Genomic DNA, 23,942 nt, shown 5'->3' on the forward strand with positions numbered 1-23,942 from the left:
CGTTAATCGCGTCCTTCCTTTTTAATTGCGAAAATCATTCGAAAGCACCTGTAAATATGAATAAAGCCCGCCAAAAATATCTGTTTAAATGGCTAAGAAACCAACAAAACATCATTAAAAAACCATTAGCGTTGACCATTATCCTTGCCACGTTTTCTTCTTTAATTTTGGTAGCACAAACTTGGTTGTTGGCAATAGTGTTGCAACGATTGATTATGGAAAATACCGATCGCAGTCAATTATTACCGCACTTTGTCGCCTTAATTTTGTGTTTCGCTTTGCGTGCGTTGATGTTATGGAGCAGAGAAAAAATCGGCTTTCAAAGCGGGCAACAATTACGTCGCCATATTCGCCAACAAATTTTAAATAAAATCCACCAAGTGGGACCGGCAACGATTAATCATAAACCCGCGGGCAGTTGGGCAAGTATTATGTTGGAGCAAGTAGAAAATCTGCATAATTTTTATGCACGCTATTTGCCACAACAAGTCTTATCCGTGATTGTACCGGCGATCATTTTAATTGCTGTATTTCCACTAAACTGGGCGGCCGGACTCATTTTATTATTCACTGCACCGCTTATTCCTGTTTTTATGATTTTAGTAGGTATTGCCGCCGCGGACAGTAGCCAACGCAATATGGAAACCCTCTCCCGTTTAAGCGCACAATTTTTAGATCGCTTGCAAGGGCTTGAAACCTTAAGGATTTTTAACCGCACTTCGGAGCAAACCCGACATATTGAAGAAAGTACGGAAGCCTTCCGTGAAACCACCATGGATGTATTAAAACTGGCGTTTTTATCCTCGGCGGTATTGGAGTTTTTCACTTCGATTTCGATTGCTTTAATGGCGGTTTATTTTGGTTTTAGTTATTTAGGTGAACTGGATTTCGGCACCTATGGCACCTCGCTAAGCCTCTTTGTCGGCTTTTTCTGCTTAATCCTTGCGCCGGAGTTTTATCAACCGCTGCGAGATCTCGGTACCTATTATCACGATCGTTCCGCCGGTATCGGTGCTGCGGATGTGATTGTGGATTTTTTAGAACAAGATTATATTACGACCCAATCTAAATCCGCCCGCCTACAACTTGATGCACAAAGTGCGGTAGAAATTTGTGCAGAAAATTTCATTGTACTGTCGCCACAAGGTCAACCGTTAACACAAGCCTTAAACTTTCATCTAGCGCCGAACAGCCACACTGCCTTAGTGGGACAAAGTGGCGCGGGAAAAACCTCCTTGATCAATGTGCTATTAGGCTTTTTAGCTTATCAAGGCAGCTTAAAAATCAATGGGATCGAGTTTCGGGAGTTGGATTTAACCCAATGGCGCAAACAAGTAGCTTGGGTAGGACAAAATCCGCTACTGTTACAAGGCAGCATCCGCGAAAATCTGCTACTGGGCGATATTCAAGCCTCAAAGCAACAAATCGAACAAGCACTCACGCAGGCACAAGCCAAAGAATTTACCGATAAGTTAAGTTTAGATCATGAAATTAAAGAAGGTGGTATCGGACTTTCCGTCGGTCAAGCACAGCGTTTAGCAGTGGCTCGCGCCTTGCTGCGTCAAGGCAAATTATTGGTGTTAGACGAACCGACCGCCAGTTTAGATGCACAATCGGAAAATTTAGTCTTGCAAGCCTTACAACAAATCAGCGACCAGCAAACTACCTTAATGATCACTCACCGCATTGAAGATCTTAAACAATGCGACCAAATTTTGGTGATGCAACAAGGGCAAATCATCCAACAAGGCACTTTCGCCCAATTACAAGATCATGGCTATTTTGCTGAACTTTTGGCTCAACGAAAACAGGATATTCACTAATGCGCGCTCTTTTTCCGTTTTTACGTTTATTTCGTCACGCTAAATTCACCTTGATTATCGGTGTGATTTTAATGATTGTCGGGCTGGCATCCAGCGTCGGGTTATTAACCGTTTCCGGCTGGTTTTTAGCCGCCACCGCGATTGCAGGTGTTGGTACGCTATTTAATTTCTTTTATCCCTCCGCCAGCGTGCGTGGCTTGGCGGTAGGGCGTACTGCCGCGCGTTATTTCGAAAAAATCGTCACCCACGACGCCACGTTTCGCACTCTTGCTAAATTACGTGTACAGGTTTTCAGCAAAATTATTCCGCTCAGCCCTGCGGTACTAAACCGCTATCGCAATAGCGATTTGCTTAATCGTTTGGTTGCAGATGTTGATACCTTAGACAGCCTCTATTTGCGCCTACTGGCACCTTTTATCAGCGCCATTACGGTGATTGTTTTTTTAACCGTTGGGTTAAGTTTATTTAATCTGCCGGTTGCGCTTTTTATTGGCACCAGCCTGCTGATTTTATTGTTCATTGTACCACCCCTGTTTTATCATCTTGGCAAAACTTTCGGCAAAAAATTAACGGTTTCTCGCGCCACTTATCGCACCCGATTTGTAGAATTTATTCAATCGCAAGCTGAATTATTGCTGTTTAACGCCGAGCAGCTGATTAAACACAAGCTCGCGGAAACAGAACAAGAATGGCAATCTTATCAACAAAAAGAAGCCAATTTAGCCGGATTATCCACCGCACTTTTCTTGTTTGCCAATGGAATGTTATTGGTAGCGACCCTGTGGTTTACAGCTCATGCTGATTTTGGTAGCGATCAATATCGCCATGCTTTAATCGGATTATTTGCGTTAGCCGTCCTTGCCGCCTTTGAAATTTTGATGCCTTTGGGCGCGGCTTTTTTGCACATTGGGCAGATTATCGCTTCCGCCGAACGAATCACGGAAATCACCGAACAAGAACCCTTGGTACATTTTGATGGCAATGCCACAATTGCAACAAATTTAGCGCCGAACATGCCATTAATCGAAGCAAAAAATCTGTATTTTCATTATCCGGATCGTCCACAAGCGGCGTTAAGCGATCTCAATCTTCGTCTGTATCAAGGGCAAAAAGTAGCGATTTTGGGCAAAACCGGCAGCGGAAAATCCACCTTATTGCAATTACTCGTACGCCATTATGCCGCCCAACAAGGGCAATTATCCTTATCCGGCAATCCCATTGAAGATTATGCGGAAAGCGCTTTACGTGAACACATTTGTTTTTTAACTCAACGTATTCACGTATTTAGCGACAGCCTACGTAATAACTTACAAATTGCCACCCAACAGCCTATTAGTGATGAAAAAATGCGCGAAGTATTAAGTGCGGTCGGTTTAAATACATTATTGCAACAAGAACAAGAATTAGATATTTGGTTAGGCAATGGCGGACGCCAACTTTCCGGCGGCGAACAACGTCGTTTAGGGTTGGCACGGGTGTTACTGAATAATGCCCCTATTGTGCTATTAGATGAACCAACCGAAAGTTTGGATCGCGAAACCGAACGCCAAATTTTAGCCTTAATTTTGGCACATTGTCGGCATAAAACCTTGCTGATGGTTACACACCGTTTAACCGCTATTGAGCAATTTGACCGGATTTGTATCATTGATGATGCACGCCTTATCGAACAAGGCAGTTATACGGAACTCATGCAAAAATCACAAGGTTTTTTTAAACAATTAACAGAAAGATTATAAAACAGAGGGGGAAGGCTTAAAGGGTGGAAACCTCCCCAGCTTGATCTCGGCACACGGAAATTCTGACTCTGGCTGCTTTCTTCCGAACCTGACCGGGTAAACCAGACACCATTGCGAGGAACCGAGGAGGTTTCCATTGAATTAACGTTAAACGTTAAGGTCTCGTATTATGCAATAAGCAATTTCCGATTGCAAATATTTATCGAGTTATTATACTTAACCGCTTAAATATCGCCCTATTCAGACAAGGAGAATCAATGTCTAATATACTCAATCAATTAATTCAATTATTAGAATTAGAACAACTTGACGATCTTCTTTTTCGCGGCGACAGTGAAGATCTCGGATTGCGCCAAGTATTTGGCGGTCAAGTAATCGCTCAAGCACTTTATGCCGCCATGCAAGCAGCACCTAAAGATCGAATATTACACTCCTGCCATGCTTATTTTCTCGCTCCCGGTGACTGCCAATTACCGATTATTTATGATGTCGAGACGCTGCGTACCGGACGTAATTTTAGTGCCTTACGCGTTAAAGCAATTCAACATAACGAACCCATTTGCCACATCACCGCCTCTTTCCAAATCAAAGAAAAAGGCTTTGAACACCAAAGTGTTATGCCGCCAGTCGGCAAACCGGAAAGTTTTTATTCCGAAAGCGAGATAATGCAAAAAATGGCAGCCTATTTGCCGGAAGCGGTGCGCGATAAATTTACCGCGGAACGCCCGTTTGACATTCGCAGCAAATATATCAACAATCCGTTTAACGGTACCGAATTACCGCCAGAGCAATTTGCGTGGGTAAAAGCCAATGGCAGCGTGCCGCATGATCGCCAAATTCAGCAATGTTTACTTGCTTATTTTTCCGATTTTCACACTTTATTGACCGCACTTCATCCACATAAAAAAGGCTTTTTGCAAAGTGGTATGAAAGTCGCCACTATCGACCATGCCATTTGGTTCCATCGTCCTTTTGATCTCAACGATTGGCTACTTTATGCAGTAAAAAGCAATAATGCTTATGGCGGGCGTGGTTTAGGTAGCGGACAAATTTTTGATCGCCAAGGTCGCTTAATCGCGACCACACAACAAGAAGGTCTAATTCGTTATTCAGCAGAACAAAAATAAGGAAAAAAATGACAGCACTTTCCGCTGCACAATTTTGGCAATTAGTGACAGAGGCCTTACAAGAGCCACAACCAGAGAAAAAATGCGCCTTGGTCAATGCGCTTTATGATCAGAGTTTGTCACAAGTTCATTTCACCGAATTGGCGGATTTTCCAACCATCAATGTCGAACAAGAAATAGTCGGCATTCCGTCCAAACCACGTTTAGTGGCGCCAAAAGATGTGCCGAAACGATCTTTTGCCACCGACGAAGGTTACGCCGCCACTTTGCACGCCATTGCCCATATTGAATTTAATGCTATTAATTTAGGGCTGGACGCTGCTTGGCGTTTTGGTCGCCACGCACAGCAAGAATTGCATCAAGGCATGGCTTTTGTGCAAGATTGGTTACGCGTCGCTCGCGAAGAAAGCACACATTTTACTCTGATAAATCAACATCTTAAAACATTAGGATATCAATATGGCGATTTTGAAGGTCATGCCGGATTATGGGAAATGGCGCAGGCTACCGCCCATGATATTTGGGAGCGCATGGCACTGGTTCCGCGCGTTTTGGAAGCACGTGGGCTCGATGCCACACCGGTATTGCAAGAAAAAATCGCTCAACGCAAAGATTTCGCCGCGGTCAATATTCTGGATATTATTTTGCGCGACGAAATCGGTCATGTTGCGATCGGCAATCATTGGTATCACGCCCTTTCGGAAAAACGCGGCTTAGATGCCATGTCATGTTTCTCCGAATTATTACGCAAATACCGCATCGTTATTTTCAAAGGCGCCATCAACACCGACGCCAGAATTCAAGCGGGCTTTACTCAATTCGAATTAGATTGGATTTACGAAATTGAACAAACACTAAAAGCACATTTAAAAAGCGTTACGCATTGATCAAATGCCCTCATTTCGAGGGCATATCGAGGGCATATTTCATCCGTTTACTCGAAACTGTTCATGCAATTGATGTAATTGATCGCGGATAGTCGCCGCTTTTTCAAACTCCAATGCTTGGGCGTGTTGGTACATTTGTTGTTCCAGTTTTTTCACCTGTTGCTGATATTCTTTTATGGTTTTCGGTAGATGATAAAGTGCGGTGGTTTCTGCCACAGTTTGGGCGCGCGATTTCGTTTTATTTTTATATGCCACCCCTTGACCAATATCCAATAACTCTCCGACCTTTTTGTTTAAGGCCTGCGGAACAATACCGCGATCTTGGTTATACTTCATTTGCTTTTCACGGCGTCGATTGGTTTCAGTTATCGCTTTTTCCATGGATTTGGTGATACTGTCCGCGTATAAAATCGCTTTACCTTTCAGGTTACGTGCAGCTCGCCCAATCGTTTGAATTAACGATCGTTCGGAACGTAAAAATCCTTCTTTATCCGCATCTAAAATCGCTACCAGCGATACTTCCGGAATATCCAATCCTTCGCGCAGCAAGTTGATGCCCACCAATACGTCAAACTCGCCTAAACGCAGATCGCGAATAATTTCCACCCGTTCGACAGTGTCGATATCCGAGTGTAGATAACGCACGCGTACGCCATGTTCTTCCAAATAATCGGTTAAATCTTCCGCCATGCGTTTGGTTAAGGTGGTCACTAAAACACGCTCATTTTCAACCGCTCTTTTGCGCGCCTCGGACAGCAAATCATCCACTTGGATCGTCACCGGTCGAATTTCAATCTCCGGATCCAATAATCCCGTCGGACGCACCACTTGGTCGATAATCTCTTGCCCTGATTTTTCCAGTTCATAAGGTCCCGGTGTTGCCGAAACATAGATAGTTTGAGGCGCTAAACGTTCAAATTCTTCAAAACGCAACGGGCGGTTATCCAAGGCGGAAGGCAAGCGAAAACCATACTCTACCAAGGTTTCCTTGCGTGAACGGTCGCCACGATACATTCCGCCGATTTGCGGAACGGTCACGTGAGACTCGTCTATGATCAATAACGCATCAGAAGGCATATAATCAAATAAGGTCGGTGGCGGTTCCCCTTCGTTTCTGCCGGATAAATAGCGCGAATAATTTTCAATGCCGGAACAATATCCCAGCTCATTCATCATCTCGATATCAAACAAGGTACGTTGTGTTAAGCGCTGTTCTTCCAATAATTTATTATTCTCCAATAGCATCTGGCGACGCTGTGCCAACTCTTGTTTAATCCGTTCGATAGCAGCTAGAATTTTTTCACGCGGCGTTACATAGTGCGTTTTTGGATACACCGTATAACGCGGTACCGTACCGAAACTTTTGGAGGTCAGCGGATCAAACAAGGTTAAACGTTCAATTTCATCATCAAATAACTCGATCCGAATGGCTTTATCATCAGATTCCGCCGGAAAAATATCAATAACCTCGCCCCTAACACGAAAAGTACCGCGCTGAAACGCCTGATCATTGCGAGTATATTGCAACTCGGCTAATTGCGCTAAAATTTGGCGTTGATTAATGATGGCACCGGTTTGCAAATGTAACATCATTTTCAAATAGCTGTCCGGATCGCCCAATCCGTAAATGGCAGAAACGGAAGCAACCACAATGGTATCGCGACGCTCTAAAAAGGATTTGGTTGCAGATAAACGCATTTGTTCAATTTGATCATTAATCGAGGCATCTTTTTCAATAAAGGTATCACTGCTCGGCACATAGGCTTCCGGTTGATAATAATCATAGTAAGAAACGAAATATTCCACGGCATTTTCCGGAAAAAAAGCCTTCATTTCCGCATAAAGCTGGGCTGCCAAGGTTTTATTCGGCGCCAGCAACATTGCCGGTCGATTTAATTGCGCGATTACGTTAGCAATAGTAAAGGTTTTTCCCGAACCGGTTACACCAAGTAAGGTTTGATGGGCTAAACCGTCGTTGAGATTTTCGGTTAAACGCGCAATGGCTTGCGGTTGATCGCCGGAAGGGGAAAAATCGGAATGCAGAATAAAGGGTTTAGTATTTATTTTCGCGTTCATAGAAGATTGGCTTTATCAAAAATACGACAATAATGCAGGGTTTATTTATCCTTAAAGTGCGGTCGATTTTATCACAATTTTCGATCAATTTTTTAAATTAAATTTCTAAGTTTTACACAGACTTATATTTGTCAAGTTAGAAACTTCAAAAAAACGTAAAGTTTTTTTTTAAAATTTTGTGGAAATTTACTAACCTATTGAAATAAAAAAGAAAATGTCATTTTTTACAAACCAAATCAAAAAAAAAAAAAAAACCTATTGAAATAAAAGAAATGTCATTTTACAACCAATCTTACATTCAGTGTTAAAAGTGCTATATTTCATGAGGGTTTGCGCTACTTTTCAAATAATAACTCACAGAGTTATCCACAACCACTGTGGATATAAAATTAGTGAGTAAAAAATATAAAAATCGGGGAATATCCGAGATAACCGGATCACACCGATTAACCAATTGTTTTAAAATAGAAATTTTGGTTTTACCACAATAATTAAAACATCATTCACAATCCTTTAAATTGCGTTCAAACCGAGTTTTGGAGATGTTATTAAACTTGCCTACATGGTGCTTTGCTTGATAAATCTAAGTGGCGGTATGCCAATAGAAAATCGTCCTTTCATTGGAACTTTTATCTTTTCCAGCCCCCAATTTACCCTTACAAAATAGAAAACCGCTATTTATACACGAAATTTTGCGTAAGGTCATATTTTTAAAGCTAAAATGGCATTATACTTATTATATTACCTTTAATATAAGGAACCATTCTATGTTCAAACAACTTCAACAGATCGGTAAAGCATTTATGCTCCCAATCGCCATATTACCTGCTGCAGGTTTACTTTTGGGGATTGGCGGTGCGTTATCTAATAAGGCTACAATTCAAGCCTACCCTATTTTAGATAATACTTTTCTTCAAGGTATTTTCCAGATTATGGCGGCAGCAGGGAGCGTGGTTTTTGCCAATCTTGCCCTTTTGCTTTGTATTGGTTTAGGAATTGGTTTGGCAAAACGAGATAAAGGCGTAGCAGCATTATCAGCTGTTGTCGGTTATCTTGTGATGACAGGAACAATTTCCGCACTCCTTCCCATTTTTTCTCCGGAAACCAAAGGGATTGACACAGGGGTTATTGGTTCATTGGTTATGGGGTTAATCACCGTCAAACTACATAACAAATACAATAATATCCGGTTGCCACAGATTCTAGGATTCTTTGGCGGTTCTCGTTTTGTGCCGATTGTAACCTCTTTTGCAGCTATTTTCATTGGAGCTATTTTCTTCTTAATTTGGCCGACATTTCAACATTGGTTGATTTCTGCAGGAAAAGAGATTGCATCAATGGAGGAAGCGGGTACTTTCTTCTATGGTTTCTTAATGCGTTTAAGTGGTGCTGTTGGTTTACATCATATGATTTATCCGCTTTTTTGGTATACAGAGTTAGGTGGAACCGAAGTAGTGAATGGCGAAACTGTTATCGGTGCTCAAAAAATATTCTTTGCCCAATTAGCCGATCCCAATCATCATGGTCTATTTACTGAAGGAACACGTTTCTTTGCCGGTCGTTTTGATACCATGATGTTTGGCTTGCCTGCCGCTTGTTTAGCAATGTATCACACTGTGCCTAAAGCGCGTAGAAAAGCAATCGGTGGTTTATTTTTAGGTGCGGCATTAACATCATTTATTACAGGAATCACGGAGCCAATTGAGTTTATGTTCTTATTTGTTGCACCGTGGCTTTATGTATTCCATGCCTTCTTAGATGGAGTTTCATTCTATCTTGCGGATTTCTTAAACATTTCAATTGGTAACACTTTCTCTGGCGGTTTCATTGATTTCTTGCTTTTCGGTATTTTACAAGGCAACGAAAATACTAATTGGGTTCGCGTTGTGACGGTTGGTCTGCCTTGGGCTGCACTTTACTATTTTTCTTTCTTATTCCTTATTCGTAAATTTAATGTGATGACCCTAGGAAGAGCGGATGATCAAGGAGAGATTATTGAGCAAAGCACAACATCATTGAATGAAAATGCACATGCTATTATTAAGGCATTAGGTAAAGCGGAGAATATTGAAAATGTTGATGCTTGTATTACTCGCTTACGTGTTGCAGTAAAAGATGTCAAAGCTGTCAATAGAGGTAAACTAAAAGCGCTGGGCGCGATTGACGTGCTTGAAGTTGGCGGCGGTATCCAAGCGGTATTTGGAGCAAAAGCTATACTCTATAAAACTGAAGTTAATCAAATTCTAGGCAAAGAAGATTAGTATCACTCCGGCTGGAAATTGGAAAAGATGATTGCTTGTACTAAATTTGTTACAAAACGTAATGGAAAGATTAATAGAGCAAAATCGCGTGGATAAATACAGCCAATTACCAGCACTTACACAAATAGCAAAACTACAGGCTAAGTTAGTTATCTAAAACAACCTTAAATTTTTTTATTTTAACAGTTGACAAGGTATAACAAGATCATTATTATGTGCGTCCGTTCCTTGTGATACAGAATTATTCCTCCTTAGTTCAGTCGGTAGAACGGTGGACTGTTAATCCATATGTCGCTGGTTCAAGTCCAGCAGGAGGAGCCAATTTTTCTTTTGGTTAGTTTTTATTTGTCTCCTTTTATAGAAACTAATTTTCACAAAAGACTTTTAGCCCATCACTGTATGGGCTTTATTTTTTTATTTCAAATAAATTCTACATCTATTATACTTCTCTTTTTTACGACATAATGTTAGGACGTTCACACTATGTTATATCCTTTATTGGCAATTTTAATCGGTTTAATTATTTTAGTTTGGAGTGCGGATCGTTTTATCGATGGCGCAGCCTCATTTGCGCGCCATTTAGGAATGTCACCACTGCTTATCGGTATTATCATTATTGGATTTGGCACTTCCGCACCAGAGATGATTGTATCGGCACTTTCCGCCTTAAATAACAGTCCGGGGATTGCGCTGGGTAACGCTTATGGTTCAAATATTACCAATATTGCCTTGATTTTAGGGGCAACTGCACTGATAAAACCGGTAACGGTAAACTCTTCTATCTTAAAACAAGAATTACCGATTTTGTCTTTGGTGACGCTGATTTCCGCCTATTTGATTTATGATGCACAAATTTCCCATCTTGATGCACTGATTTTATTGGTGATTTTTGCTATTTATATGAGCTGGATCATTTGGCAAGGACGGAAAAATAAACAAGATCCAATGAGCCGAAATGTGGAAGAAGAATTAGCAGAACATCCCTTGATGTCTATGCCTAAGGCAATTATGTGGATGATCGTATGCTTAGTGTTATTAATTACCAGTTCTCAATTATTAGTTTGGGGAGCGGTGAAAGCGGCATCATTTTTGGGCGTAAGCGATTTGATTATCGGCTTAACGATCGTTGCGGTGGGCACCTCCTTGCCGGAACTTGCCGCTTCAATCATGGCAGCAAGAAAAGGCGAATCGGATTTAGCAGTAGGAAATATTATTGGCTCTAACTTATTTAATACCTTAGCAGTTGTCGGGATTGCAGGCTCCATTACGCCAATTCAAGTCGGCAATGAAATTTTCTCACGTGATATGTTAATGATGACGATTTTAACCTTCTCGCTGTTTATTTTTGGTTATGGTGTCAAAAAACAAGGAACCATCAATCGTTTTAAAGGCTTGTTATTACTTGCCGGTTATGTGGCTTATACCGCTTATTTAATTAAAACAGCGATTTAAGCACTATTCGGTTTGTTACTTTCTCATCTCGTAGCAGTGAGAAAGTAACAAACCACTCTCAATTCCTATACAAAATTATCCAATCCAAATTGATATAACGCATTTTTCTTATATCCGTACAATTCCGCCACGATCGCTGAGGCTTTTTTTAGCGGCAATTCTTGGGTAATTAGTTGAAGCGCTTTAATGGCTTGTGGGCTAAATTCAGCATTTGGCTCCGCACTTTTACCTTCGATTATCAAAACCATCTCGCCTTTGGTACGATTAGGATCCTCTGCAAGCCATATACGCAACCGCCCCACTTCATCACCAATGATGGTTTCCCAAGTTTTAGTGATTTCCCTTGCCAACACCACATAGCGCTCGGTGCCTAATACCGTTTCAATATCTGCCAAACTGTCTAAAATACGGTGGGTAGATTCATAAAAAATTAAGGTACGCGCTTCATCAGCAAGTTCCGTTAATTTATCTCGTCTCGCTTTACTTTTTGCCGGCAAAAAGCCTTCAAAACAAAAACGATCCGAAGCAATACCGGAGGCGCATAACGCGGTAATCGCCGCACAAGCTCCGGGCAGCGGCACAACACGAATGCCCGCTTGACGACATTTTCTGACCACATGAAATCCCGGATCACTGATAAGCGGCGTTCCTGCATCAGAAATCAAGGCAATATGGTTGCCTTGACGCAATTTTTCCACCAACAAATCCGCTTTTTGTTGCTCGTTGTGATCATGTAGCGCAAAAAATGGTTTTTTAATGCCATAATGATTTAACAACAATCCGCTGTGACGGGTATCTTCCGCCGCAATAAGATCCACTTGGTTAAAAATATCCAGCGCGCGTGCGGTCATATCCTGTAAGTTTCCGATCGGCGTGGCAACAATATATAAAATTCCACTTAAATTATTCATTTTTTGACTTCTTTTATTTGATTTTACGCATTGAGATAAGTAAGATCACGCTGTTGTTTTAATAACAAGGAGTGATTATGTCTATTCTATTACAATGTATTCATTTAAAAAAACGATTAATACCGTTTTTCTTTGCTTTAGTATTAGCCGGTTGTGCGAATATTTTTAGCAACAGTTTCACCGATACATTAAAAAATGACGCTAATGCCAATTCCGATTTTTATATTAATCGAATTGCACAAACCAAAAGCGTTGAAGATCAACAAACTTATAAATTACTTGCTGCACGTGTACTTGTCACTGAAAATAAAGTTGCCGGCGCAGAAGCCTTTCTTTCTGAGTTAAAAGATCTGACCGAACCGCAATTATTAGACAAATCCATTGTTGACGCCCATGTTTCTGCGGCGAAAAAAAATAATCAATTAGCCAAAAGTCAATTGGCAGTAATTAATTTAGCATTATTAAGCCCCTCTCAAAAAGCACGTTATTATGAAGTAGCGGCGCGTATCGCAGAAAATCAAAACGACACGATTGAAGCGGTAAAAGCACGTATTCAAATTGATAATTTCCTGACTGATACGCAAAGAAAACAAGAAAATAATGACCGCACTTGGGCATTATTGCGTAATACTAATCGCGGTGTAATTAATAATACGATCGTGGAAGGCAGCCCCGCATTGGCGGGATGGATTGCGTTGGCAAAAGCGTATAATGACAACATCAATACTCCGGCGCAATTAAGTCAATCGCTACAAAATTGGCGATTATCTTATCCAAGTCATAGCGCTACTTATTTATTCCCGACCGAATTGCGCGGTTTATTTAATTTCCAAGGTACAAATTTAAGTCAAATTGCCTTGTTATTACCGCTTAGCGACAATGCGCAATTAATTGGTAATACAATTAAAAAAGGGTTTGATGATGCTAGAGGCGATTCAGCAATTCAAGTCGCCGTATTTGATACCATGACACAATCGATCGAAAGCATTATTGAACAAGCCAAACAGCAAGGCATTACTACCCTTGTCGGTCCGTTGTTAAAACAAAATGTCGATACACTTTTAAATAACCCAACCCACATTCAAGGATTGAGTGTGCTTGCACTAAATTCAACACCAAATGCACGTGCTATCGGGCAACTTTGTTATTATGGTTTATCGCCGGAAGATGAAGCGGAATCCGCAGCGAATAAAATGTGGAATGATGGTATTCGCAATCCGCTAGTGCTTGTTCCACAAGCAGATGTCGGTCAACGCACAGCGTCAGCGTTTAACGTACGTTGGCAACAATTAGCTGCGACAGATGCCAATATTCGTTTTTACAACAATCCTGACGATATTAACTTTGCCTTACAAGGAGGTTTAAGCCAAAATGCGGAAGCCTTATATATTGTCGCAACCAGCGAGCAATTAGCTGAAATTAAAACTTCAGTGGATAATACCAATCGTAACTTAAAATTATATGCAAGTTCCCGCAGTAATTCACCGAATAACGGTCCGGAATATCGTTTATTAATGAACGGATTACAATTCAGCGATATCCCATTCTTTAAAGAGACAAGTTCAGCGCAATATCGCCAAATTGAACAAATAACCAATGGCGATTATTCGTTGATACGTTTATACGCAATGGGAGCGGATGCATGGTTGTTAATCAACCAATTTAATGAATTACGCCAAGTTCCCGGATTTAGTATTAACGGTTTAACCGGAAAATTGAGTGCCGGAACAAATTGTAACATTGAACGTGATATGACGTGGTTTGTGTATCAAAATGCCGACGTCGTTGCAATTAATTAAGCATTAAATCCATGTTTTTTTCAAAACGTCAACAAGGGGCGAGCTTTGAGCAGGAAGCTCGCCTTTTCTTAGAACACAAAGGGTTGGTATTTATTGCCGCCAATCAATCGTTTAAATGCGGTGAACTGGATCTTATTATGCGTGATCAAGATACTATCGTCTTTGTGGAAGTACGCCAACGTTCCAATAACCGTTTCGGCTCTGCCATAGACAGTGTTGATTGGCGCAAACAGCAAAAATGGCTGGATGCAGCAAGTTTATGGTTAGCAAAACAAAATTGTAGTCTAGAAGATACCGATTGCCGTTTTGATTTAATTGCTTTTGGTAAAAGCGAAGAAGACATACAATGGATCCCCAATTTTCTCGATTAAATCCTATGTTAGATAAAATAAAAGATCTCTATACGGAAAATATTCAAACCCAAATTTCCTCCTCCAGTTTGCTGCCGCCGGTGATTGTACAAGCAGCACAAAATATAGTGAATTGCTTATTACGCGGAAATAAAATTATCGTTTGTGGTCATGGACGTTCTTATGCCAATGCACAATTTTTAGTTGCCAACCTTTTGCATCGTTATGAATTAGAAAGACCCAGTTTTCCCTCTATCTTATTAAGTATGGATAGTGCGGTCGGTTGTGCAATTATTTCTGACAATAATCCATCCAATCTCTATCAACGCCAATTTAATGCAGTGGCACAACAAGGTGATCTACTGGTGGTCTTTTCCCCAAGCGGAAATGAAGAAACCATCTTAGATCTTATTCATTGTGCCTTAACCAAAGAGATTAATATTATTGCCTTAACTGGCGCCAATTGTGACCATCTGCGCGGTTTTTTAACGGAAAACGATTTAGAAATTGCTATTCCGCATAATAAAGAAAGTCGCATTATGGAGAACCATCTCTTCATCATCAATGCGATTTGTGAATTAATTGATTTTTCACTTTTTTCGCATTCATAACTTGACAGAAAAAGTAATTTTAAGCCACACTTAAGAAGCCTAAAGGAGGTAAAAATGAATCTAACGCAGTTAAAAAAACTTAGCATGATTATCGGCGGAGCTATTTTATTACAAGGTTGTGTCACTGCAACCGTAGCGGGAATTACCAGCATTGGTGCAGTCGCAGCCAAGGTAGCCACAGATCCTCGCACCATAGGTACACAGGTTGATGATGAAACATTGGAAGAAAAAGTGTTATCCGCAATTCGCAGCGATGAACAAATAAAATCAGAAGCCCGTATCAATGTCGTATCATACAGTGGGCGAGTATTACTAATAGGTCAAGTACCCAATGGAAATTTAAAAGAAATTGCGACCAGCTTAGCCAAAGGCGTTGAAGGCGTTAATGTCGTATATAATGAAATTCGCATTACCCAACCACTTACTATCGCTCAAATTAGTAAAGATAGCTGGATTACTACACAAATAAAATCAAAAATGTTGGTGGATTCCGCAGTAAAAGCTACCGATGTAAAAGTAATTACTGAAGACGGGGAAGTTTTTCTGATGGGAAATTTAACCCAAAATCAAGGCAATGCAGCCGCAGAAATTGCACGCAATGTTGCCGGAGTTAAAAAAGTGGTTAAAGTCTTTAATTACTTAAACTAAGCAATGGTTACTCCAAAAAAGAGCACCAAAGGCGCTCTTTTTTATGTTGATATTAATCCGGATACTTAATTTCCACCACATTTCCACGCGAGCTTCCCTTCTCCCAATTGAGCGCAACTAGCGTTGCAGGATAAAAACTGACCGGATTTACACCACAAATTTCGCTGACGATTTCGCCTACTAACGGAAGATGTGAAACCAGCAAAACTTGCTGCACACCTTGATCTGCCAATAGGGATAAATAAGAGGCTACATTTGTCGCATTGCCATAAGGTGTAATTTCGTCCCAAAATTCATATTTCTGCGCAAATTCCCCCTTATAAACCTGATCGATTAATCCCGCAGTTTCTTGAGTACGTACATAAGGGCTCACCAATATTTTATCAAATGTGCCAAGTGCGGTCTTTTTTAGCCAAATTCCTTGTGCGCCGGCTTGCGCTCTACCACGTGCATTCAGATGGCGATCTTTATCCGATTTCGCCATCACCTCCGCTTCACCGTGTCGCATTATCCATATTTTCATGCTTACTCCAATATCCGCTTGCCAACTTAGTTTGCTTTGACTGCGTCGGCAATTTGCTCGGCACATTGTTGTGCCAGATCACCATCCTCACATTCCACCATCACGCGAATTAAGGGTTCAGTACCGGATTTGCGCAATAAAATGCGCCCTTTCCCGCTCAAGCGCTGTTCAGTTGCCGCCGCCGCTGCTTTTACCGCTTCGCTTTCCAACGGATTTGTACCGTTAGCAAAACGCACATTAATTAACACTTGAGGGAATAATTTAACCGCACTGGCTAACTCATTTAAAGAAAGACCATGTTGTACTATTGCTGCCAATACCGCAAGGGAAGCAATAATACCGTCTCCGGTGGTATTTTTATCGGCAATAATAATATGCCCGGAGTTTTCGCCCCCTAATGTCCAACCGTTTTCTTGCATTTTTTCCAATACATAACGATCGCCTACATTGGCACGAATAAACGGAATTGCCAATTGCTTCAAGGCAATTTCAAGGCTCATATTGCTCATCAAGGTTCCCACAACACCGCCTTTCAAATTACCGGCGCGTAAAGCCTCGCGTGCAATAATAAACAGAATTTGGTCACCATCCACTTTATTACCTAAGTGATCCACCATAATCAAACGGTCACCATCACCATCATAAGCTAAACCAACGTCCGCCTTGGTTTCTAATACCTTATCTTGCAACGCTTTAATATCCGTTGCGCCGCATTTTTCATTAATATTGATACCGTTCGGATCACAACCAATTTCGATCACCTCCGCCCCTAATTCGCGCATCACATTCGGCGCAATATGATAAGTCGCTCCATTGGCACAATCCACCACAATTTTATAATTTTCCAAACTCAAGTTTGATGGAAATGTACTTTTACAAAACTCGATATAACGCCCTGCCGCATCATTAATTCGGCTAGCGCGTCCTAATTGAGCTGACTCAACGCAATCCATTGATTGATCCATCATGGCTTCTATAGCTTCTTCCACATCATCCGGCAATTTAGTCCCTTGCGTAGAGAAAAATTTAATCCCGTTATCATAATACGGGTTATGTGACGCTGAAATTACAATACCCGCTTCGGCACGAAAGGTTCTTGTCAAATAAGCGATCGCCGGTGTCGGCATTGGTCCGGTAAATGCCGCGGATAACCCCGCTGCTGCAAGACCGGCTTCCAAGGCTGACTCCAACATATAGCCTGAAATTCGCGTATCTTTGCCGATTAATACAGTACGCGATCCTTGAGTCGCCAATACTTTACCTGCAGCCCATCCCAGTTTTAATACAAAATCCGGCGTAATTGGAGATGTTCCAACTTTACCGCGTACACCATCAGTTCCAAAATATTTACGTTCCGCCATAATGATTGCCCTTTTATGTTTATTTTGTATTATGCATTAATCGTGGCTTGCCAAATTTTTAGCACATCCTGCGTTTGTGCTACATCATGTACGCGCACGATAGCTGCCCCGTTGATCACTGCGATTAATGCCGCCGCCGCACTGCCCACCGCACGCTGATCTACCGGTTTATCCAACGCCATACCGATCATTCTTTTGCGCGACAATCCTGCCAATACAGGATAACCGTCCTGACAAAATTGATTAAGCTGTTGTAATAATTTGTAATTATGTTGCTCGGTTTTCCCAAAACCAAATCCCATATCCCAAATTAAATGTTCTTTTTTCATCCCGGCTTGCAAACAAAGTGCGGTGCGTTTTTGTAAAAAATCCAACACTTCACTGACCACATCTTCATATTGTGGATTTTCTTGCATTGTACGTGGCTGACCTTGCATATGCATAATACACGTAGGCAAATCCAACTGAATTGCCGTTTCCAACGCCCCGGGTTCTTGCAAAGCACGAATATCATTGATTATATCCATACCGACTTTAGCACTTTCCAACATTACTTCAGCTTTAGAGGTATCTACTGAAATCCAACAATCAAAACGTTTTCTTACAGCTTCAACTAAAGGCACAACACGATCCAATTCTTGCTCCAAACTTACTTCTGCCGCATTAGGACGAGTGGATTCACCACCAATATCAATAATTGAAGCACCAGCTTTCAGCATTTTTTCAGCTTGGATAAGTGCTTTATCCAGCTGAAAAAATTGTCCGCTATCAGAAAATGAATCAGGGGTAAAATTTAAAATTCCCATGATTTTAGGTAAAGTAAGATCCAAAGTTTTATTGTTTGCTTGTAATTTCATTTGCTCTGCTACGCAATCAAGTTAAAAGTGCGGTCAATTATAGCGGAATATTGGAATGAACAAAAATAAAAAAATTTTTGAGAATAAATACAAAAATAATGAATAAAACACTGAAAAACGCCCAAAAAAGTAGCTTACCTTTGAACTCTATATTGAATGTTTATGCAATTCATATTCTTTTTTATTCTCTCGGATAAAAATCTTTACATTAAAATGATAATTAGTTATATTCCCAATTATTTACATTAATTACGATAATCATGTGTAATAAATTTGTTAAATTCCCCCCTTCATACATCATCACTATATTGCTTTCATCTGCATTTTATACAAGCAAATTAGTCGCTCAACAATACGACAATCTTCCTGTCATCTTAGTTCAAGATGAACAGCATGATATCGGACGTTCAACACTATTAACAAAAAATATTGACCGACAGCAAGCTGACAATGCCGCAGCCTTAGTTAATGTTTTGCCTGGTGTCAATATGTCCGGTTCACCTAGACCGGGAGGTCAAAATATCAATATTTGGGGGTTTGGTGATAGTGAAGATGTCCGTATTGAATTAGACGGGATACAAAAAAACTTTGAAAGATATCGTCAAGGATCTGTATTTATAGAACCGGAATTACTGCGTCGGGTGGAAGTAGATAAAGGCAGCTTTTCTGCAAAATATGGGAATGGCGGATTTGGCGGAACCTTAAAATTTATGACTAAAAATCCGAGCGACTTTCTCAATGAAAATCAAAATGTTGGTGGATTTGCTAAATATAGTTACCATACGAATGATAAACAGAATATTTGGAGCGGTGCAATTTTTCTACGCAATCAAGAAAAAAATCTAGAGGGCTTATTTTACACAACCGTTCGTAATAGCCAGAACATAAAACGCCCCGATGGTTCTCGTTTCTTATACTCTGAAAATGACAATAAGAGCTATCTATTAAAAGTCAATTTTTATCCTTCAGATAAGCAACAATTGATGCTTTCAGCTGTACGCTCCAATAACTCTGGTTGGACACCATTTGCCGCTATGCGTGATAATTTACCCTCACCAAGTATATCCGACATACAAAAATGGGGAGAAGATATTGCTTGGAAAAGGAAACTGGTATACCGCAAACTAACTGATGAAAGTATTGCTCTAGACTGGACTTACATATCAGATCATCCTTTAATTAATCTAGAAGCAAAAATTGGATGGGCAAGAACAAAACAAGCGGATAAACGTCATAAAGAAGCTGCCAAGTTCTTTGTTGCCAGTATGGGAAATGCAAGCAACACAGTATATCAAGATACTCAATTTGAATTAAATAATACGTCACAGTTTGCCACCGGTATTATGCTACATACCTTACAGACAGGAATACAATATCATCGGGGTAAACGAGATATCATGATGTGGGATCCCTCAAAATCGACACGTGCAGAGTATAATTTTGGTTGGTATCAGCCTTATTATATGCCATCTGGAGTACAATATAGACGCAGTATATTTATTGAAGATAACATGGAATTAAATAATTTCATCATCAAATTAGGACTGCGTTATGACCATGTTCGTAATGTGGGTAAAGAAAATATTGCTCCAATATATAATAATTTACTGGCAGGGCACGATTATACAGCAAAAACCTATACCGGATGGTCGCCGTATATAGGTTTGCAATGGAAAATTTCAGATCATTTGCATTTCTTCGGTGATTTTAGCCGCTCATGGCGTACTCCTGTAATTGATGAACAATATGAAGTACAATATGCCAAAGCAAAAATTACTGGTACAAGCCGTAATTTAGATAAAGAAAAATTAAATGCCTTAAGGTTTGGAGCCATCCTGAATTTTACAAATCTACTAATTGACAATGACTATTTACAGTTTAGAACCACAGCATTTAATAATCATGGTCAAAACGAAATATTCAAGACAAGAGGTGTGGTTCATGATACCAAACCTATCAGTAATTATCGTAATTTACCCGGTTATGACATTTATGGTTTAGATTTAGAAGCTTACTATGAGTCTAAATATTTTTTTGGTAGCATGGCTTATTCGTACATTAAAGGTAAACGAGAGGCATCTCCTAGAGATCCCAATTTTGCCAGCAAAACTTGGATAGCAGAGAGCCCTCCTCGTAAGGCAATAATTACATTAGGTACAAACTTACCCCAATGGAGTATGTCAATCGGTTGGCAAGGTGAGTTTTTTCGTCGCCAAGATAGATCACCTATCGATAACGATCCTGAAGCAGGGTATTGGTCACTTCCTAAATCCAGCGGCTACTCATTACATCATCTATTTGCCATATGGGAACCTAAGAAAATACACGGAATGAAGCTTTCTCTAAGCATAGACAATATCTTTAATCGCAAGTACAACCCTTATCTAAGTGAAAAAGTTTCAGGTGTTGGACGTAATGTTAAGATGAGTATTTCAATGAAATTTTAATAATAGGAAACATGACCAATTTTACTAGCTATACCTAAAAATCGGGCTAAAATCTAATGGACGAAGGTGATACTTTTTCAATTAACTAAAAAATGTATCGCCCCACTAAACTTTTAATAACATTACATATTCAATTTCAGATCTACATTATCTTAAAACAACAATTACAGAAATTTACTACAAATATATTTGAATCAAACTAAAAGGACTGGGTCTGTTAAAACCCAGTCCTTTAATCAATCTAATAGGCGAACTCCGATTACAACCTTTTGTTTCTCTAAGTGCCTTTCTTATTTAATGATCTTTTACCGAAAGAACTATTCAATTCCGGCGAATTTTCTACCGCACTTTACGTGCTTGGTGATGCATCCGGTGTCACGCTTGGTTCTGTCGGCGCATCAGATTTTGGTGTATCATCTGATTGCCCGTGCTCATCCCAACCGGACGGAGGCGTGACCGGCTCACGATTCATCAATTGCTTAATTTGAAGTTCTTCAATAGTTTCATATTTAACCAAGGCATCTTTCATTGCATGCAAAATATCCATATTATCCACTAACAATTGTCTTGCCCGCGCATAGTTACGGTTGACAATAGCACGCACTTCTTCATCAATAGTATGAGCGGTTTCATCCGACATATGTTTAGCTTTCGCCATAGAACGCCCTAAGAAAACTTCGCCCTCATCTTCGGAATATAAAATCGGCCCTAATTTATCGGAGAAACCCCATTGGGTCACCATATTACGCGCAATATTGGTCGCCACTTTAATATCATTCGACGCACCGGTAGAAATATTTTCTTCGCCATAAATCAAATCTTCCGCCAAACGTCCTGCATATAGCGTGGAAAGCTTGCTTTCCAATTGCTTTTGACTAATACTGATTTGATCTCCTTCCGGTAAAAAGAACGTTACACCCAACGCACGTCCGCGCGGAATAATTGTCACTTTATGCACCGGATCATGTTCCGGCACTAAGTAGCCCACGATCGCATGACCCGCTTCATGATACGCAGTGGATTCTTTTTGCTTATCGGTCATGATCATCGTGCGACGTTCCGGTCCCATATTGATCTTATCTTTCGCTTTTTCAAACTCCAACATAGTCACTAAACGTTTATTGGTTCGCGCTGCAAATAAGGCGGCTTCGTTTACCAAATTCGCCAAATCCGCACCGGAATACCCCGGTGTACCGCGCGCAAGCGTCATGGCATCCACATCTGGCGCCACAGGCACTTTACGCATATGTACTTTCAAAATTTGCTCGCGTCCGCGTACATCCGGCAATCCGACCACTACTTGACGATCAAAACGCCCCGGACGAGTTAATGCAGGATCCAATACATCCGGACGATTTGTCGCCGCAATCACAATCACCCCTTCGTTACCCTCAAAACCGTCCATTTCCACCAACATCTGGTTTAAGGTTTGTTCACGTTCATCATGACCGCCACCAAGACCGGCACCACGTTGACGACCGACCGCATCAATTTCATCAATAAAAATCAAACAAGGTGCATTTTTCTTCGCTTGTTCAAACATATCGCGCACACGAGATGCTCCAACACCAACGAACATTTCCACGAAATCCGAACCGGAAATCGTAAAGAAAGGCACTTTCGCTTCACCGGCAATAGCTTTCGCCAATAAAGTTTTACCTGTTCCCGGAGGTCCGACCATCAAAATTCCTTTTGGAATTTTACCGCCTAACTTTTGGAATTTACTCGGATCGCGTAAGAAATCAACAATCTCCCCTACTTCTTCTTTCGCCTCATCACAACCAGCAACATCAGCAAAAGTCGTTTTAATTTGTTCTTTCGTTAGCATTTTAGCGCGGCTTTTACCAAAGCTCATTGCCTTGCCGCCACCGCCTTGCATCTGGCGCATAAAGAAAAACCATACGCCGATTAACAGCAACATCGGGAACCACGAAATAAAAATTTGTGATAAGAAACTGCGTTGTTCCGGCAAGGCACCGTCAATTTTGACTTTTGCATTAAGCAAATCATCTAATAATTTACGATCTTCTAACGGTGTAGGTAATACCGTTGTATATTTAGAACCGTCTTTTTTGGTGACCGTAATTTCGCCCACTTCATTAAATTTGGTTGCAGCAACCTGATTGTTGCCCACATCACTGATAAACGTGGTATAGTCCACCGCATTACCGGAGGAACTGCCACTAAATCCTTGGTACGCAGTCATCATCACTACCGCTACCACAATCCAAAGGACTAAATTTTTTACCATATCGTTCAAGGTCTGACCCCACCTTTTGTTAAATTAATGATTTTGTACAAGTTTACTACAGTCCACATTAAATTTGAAGTTATCAAATCAATAGCTAATATCTGTAACCCGTTGCAACAATATACACCTCACGGGAACGATCTCTTGAGGCTTCCGGTTTACGTACTTTCACCACATTAAACAGAGAACGAATTTCACGCAAATAATCATCAAAACCTTCTCCCTGAAACACTTTGACCACAAAACTGCCTTTATTCGCCAACACCTGCTTACACATATCCAATGCCAGCTCAACCAAATACATTGCGCGCGGAATATCAACGGACGGCATTCCACTAAAATTCGGCGCCATATCCGACATCACCACATCAACCTTGCCCTCGCCGACACGCTCCAACAAGGTATTTAAAACCTTTTCATCACGAAAATCGCCTTGCAAAAAATCCACGCCAACAATTGGATCCATCTCCAAAAGATCACAAGCAATCACGCGCCCGTTGCCACCAATTTGGCTCACCGCATATTGCGACCAACCGCCCGGCGCAGCGCCCAAATCGACCACCGTCATTCCTTGTTTAAACAAACGATCCGATTGTTGAATTTCATCTAATTTAAAATACGCACGCGAACGCAATTTTTGTTTATGCGCTTTTTGCACAAAAGGATCTTTAAAATGCTCATTCAACCAACGCGTCGAACTTGCTGAACGTTTCTTTTTTCCCATAATTTCTTTATTTTCCCAACAATATTACCAATATGTGGATAGAATATTTTTTTTCAAGCGTCGTATCGATAAATATGGCTCGTCATTTTACAATT

The 23,942-nt window shown here is 40.8% G+C and carries 18 protein-coding genes, 1 tRNA gene and 1 other RNA gene; 12 read left to right on the forward strand and 8 right to left on the reverse strand.

Annotated features, from left to right (window positions below; all coding sequences use genetic code 11):
- Window positions 1-56 precede the first annotated feature (56 nt).
- A complete protein-coding gene (cydD, locus tag CFY87_RS00600; RefSeq protein WP_094945379.1) occupies window positions 57-1,823 on the forward strand; it encodes a heme ABC transporter permease/ATP-binding protein CydD in 1,767 nt (588 codons plus the stop codon).
- Entirely contained in the window at window positions 1,823-3,562 is a 1,740-nt protein-coding gene (cydC, locus tag CFY87_RS00605) for a heme ABC transporter ATP-binding protein/permease CydC (protein ID WP_094945380.1), read from the forward strand. Before cydD ends, cydC begins: the two co-directional genes overlap by 1 nt.
- Before the next feature lie 29 nt (window positions 3,563-3,591).
- Here cydC and ffs read toward each other — a convergent pair.
- Window positions 3,592-3,690, reverse strand: an RNA gene (gene ffs, locus CFY87_RS00610) — signal recognition particle sRNA small type.
- Window positions 3,691-3,819: 129 nt separating this feature from the next.
- Here ffs and tesB point away from each other — a divergent pair.
- Together tesB and CFY87_RS00620 are read left to right on the forward strand one after the other, a co-directional pair.
- Window positions 3,820-4,689 carry an acyl-CoA thioesterase II gene (gene tesB, locus CFY87_RS00615; RefSeq protein ID WP_094945381.1) on the forward strand — a complete coding sequence of 290 codons (870 nt, stop codon included), beginning with the start codon at window positions 3,820-3,822 and terminating at the stop codon, window positions 4,687-4,689.
- A gap of 8 nt (window positions 4,690-4,697) precedes the next feature.
- Window positions 4,698-5,576 carry a ferritin-like domain-containing protein gene (locus tag CFY87_RS00620; protein ID WP_094945382.1) on the forward strand — a complete coding sequence of 293 codons (879 nt, stop codon included), beginning with the start codon at window positions 4,698-4,700 and terminating at the stop codon, window positions 5,574-5,576.
- Window positions 5,577-5,615: 39 nt separating this feature from the next.
- On the opposite strand, the gene uvrB is transcribed toward CFY87_RS00620, so the two are convergent.
- Window positions 5,616-7,652, reverse strand: coding sequence for an excinuclease ABC subunit UvrB (uvrB, locus tag CFY87_RS00625; RefSeq protein WP_094945383.1), 2,037 nt, complete (start codon window positions 7,650-7,652; stop codon window positions 5,616-5,618).
- Window positions 7,653-8,419: 767 nt separating this feature from the next.
- On the opposite strand from uvrB, the gene CFY87_RS00630 reads away from it, so the two are divergent.
- From CFY87_RS00630 to CFY87_RS00640, 3 genes are all read left to right on the forward strand, one after another.
- Window positions 8,420-9,913, forward strand: a complete 1,494-nt coding sequence (locus CFY87_RS00630; RefSeq protein WP_094945384.1) for a PTS transporter subunit EIIC — start codon at window positions 8,420-8,422, stop codon at window positions 9,911-9,913.
- Window positions 9,914-10,158: 245 nt separating this feature from the next.
- Window positions 10,159-10,234 (forward strand) — tRNA-Asn (locus CFY87_RS00635).
- 162 nt (window positions 10,235-10,396) lie between these two features.
- A complete protein-coding gene (locus CFY87_RS00640; protein WP_094945385.1) occupies window positions 10,397-11,365 on the forward strand; it encodes a calcium/sodium antiporter in 969 nt (322 codons plus the stop codon).
- 65 nt (window positions 11,366-11,430) lie between these two features.
- Here the strand turns inward: CFY87_RS00640 and rsmI are convergent, their stop codons facing one another.
- Window positions 11,431-12,276 (reverse strand): 16S rRNA (cytidine(1402)-2'-O)-methyltransferase, encoded by an 846-nt coding sequence (gene rsmI / locus CFY87_RS00645; RefSeq protein ID WP_094945386.1) that lies wholly within the window; start codon window positions 12,274-12,276, stop codon window positions 11,431-11,433.
- 77 nt (window positions 12,277-12,353) lie between these two features.
- Here rsmI and CFY87_RS00650 point away from each other — a divergent pair, with 77 nt between their 5' ends.
- The 4 genes from CFY87_RS00650 to dolP are packed head-to-tail and all read left to right on the forward strand — an operon-like array spanning window position 12,354 to window position 15,684.
- Window positions 12,354-14,075 (forward strand): penicillin-binding protein activator, encoded by a 1,722-nt coding sequence (locus CFY87_RS00650; protein WP_094945387.1) that lies wholly within the window; start codon window positions 12,354-12,356, stop codon window positions 14,073-14,075.
- An 11-nt stretch (window positions 14,076-14,086) separates the two neighbouring features.
- Complete coding sequence (locus tag CFY87_RS00655) at window positions 14,087-14,446, forward strand: YraN family protein (RefSeq protein WP_094945388.1); 360 nt, start codon at window positions 14,087-14,089, stop codon at window positions 14,444-14,446.
- A gap of 5 nt (window positions 14,447-14,451) precedes the next feature.
- Complete coding sequence (locus tag CFY87_RS00660; RefSeq protein WP_094945668.1) at window positions 14,452-15,036, forward strand: D-sedoheptulose-7-phosphate isomerase; 585 nt, start codon at window positions 14,452-14,454, stop codon at window positions 15,034-15,036.
- Between the two features lie 54 nt (window positions 15,037-15,090).
- The gene (gene dolP, locus CFY87_RS00665) at window positions 15,091-15,684 is read left to right on the forward strand and encodes a division/outer membrane stress-associated lipid-binding lipoprotein (protein ID WP_094945389.1); all 594 of its coding nucleotides are present in this window, start codon (window positions 15,091-15,093) and stop codon (window positions 15,682-15,684) included.
- 52 nt (window positions 15,685-15,736) lie between these two features.
- On the opposite strand, the gene sixA is transcribed toward dolP, so the two are convergent.
- The 3 genes from sixA to folP are packed head-to-tail and all read right to left on the reverse strand — an operon-like array spanning window position 15,737 to window position 18,425.
- Window positions 15,737-16,207, reverse strand: a complete 471-nt coding sequence (sixA, locus tag CFY87_RS00670) for a phosphohistidine phosphatase SixA (RefSeq protein ID WP_094945390.1) — start codon at window positions 16,205-16,207, stop codon at window positions 15,737-15,739.
- A 26-nt stretch (window positions 16,208-16,233) separates the two neighbouring features.
- On the reverse strand, window positions 16,234-17,568 hold the full coding sequence (gene glmM, locus CFY87_RS00675; protein ID WP_094945391.1) for a phosphoglucosamine mutase: 1,335 nt from the start codon (window positions 17,566-17,568) through the stop codon (window positions 16,234-16,236).
- A 29-nt stretch (window positions 17,569-17,597) separates the two neighbouring features.
- Window positions 17,598-18,425, reverse strand: coding sequence for a dihydropteroate synthase (gene folP / locus CFY87_RS00680; protein ID WP_094945392.1), 828 nt, complete (start codon window positions 18,423-18,425; stop codon window positions 17,598-17,600).
- Window positions 18,426-18,685: 260 nt separating this feature from the next.
- Between folP and CFY87_RS00685 the strand changes: the two genes are divergently transcribed.
- On the forward strand, window positions 18,686-20,872 hold the full coding sequence (locus CFY87_RS00685) for a TonB-dependent hemoglobin/transferrin/lactoferrin family receptor (protein WP_094945393.1): 2,187 nt from the start codon (window positions 18,686-18,688) through the stop codon (window positions 20,870-20,872).
- Between the two features lie 349 nt (window positions 20,873-21,221).
- Here the strand turns inward: CFY87_RS00685 and ftsH are convergent, their stop codons facing one another.
- Together ftsH and rlmE are read right to left on the reverse strand one after the other, a co-directional pair.
- Window positions 21,222-23,123, reverse strand: a complete 1,902-nt coding sequence (gene ftsH, locus CFY87_RS00690; protein WP_094945394.1) for an ATP-dependent zinc metalloprotease FtsH — start codon at window positions 23,121-23,123, stop codon at window positions 21,222-21,224.
- A 94-nt stretch (window positions 23,124-23,217) separates the two neighbouring features.
- Window positions 23,218-23,847, reverse strand: a complete 630-nt coding sequence (gene rlmE, locus CFY87_RS00695) for a 23S rRNA (uridine(2552)-2'-O)-methyltransferase RlmE (RefSeq protein WP_094945395.1) — start codon at window positions 23,845-23,847, stop codon at window positions 23,218-23,220.
- Between the last annotated feature and the right edge of the window lie 95 nt (window positions 23,848-23,942).

Source organism: Actinobacillus seminis (genome assembly GCF_002263215.1).
Lineage (GTDB): Bacteria > Pseudomonadota > Gammaproteobacteria > Enterobacterales > Pasteurellaceae > Actinobacillus_B > Actinobacillus_B seminis.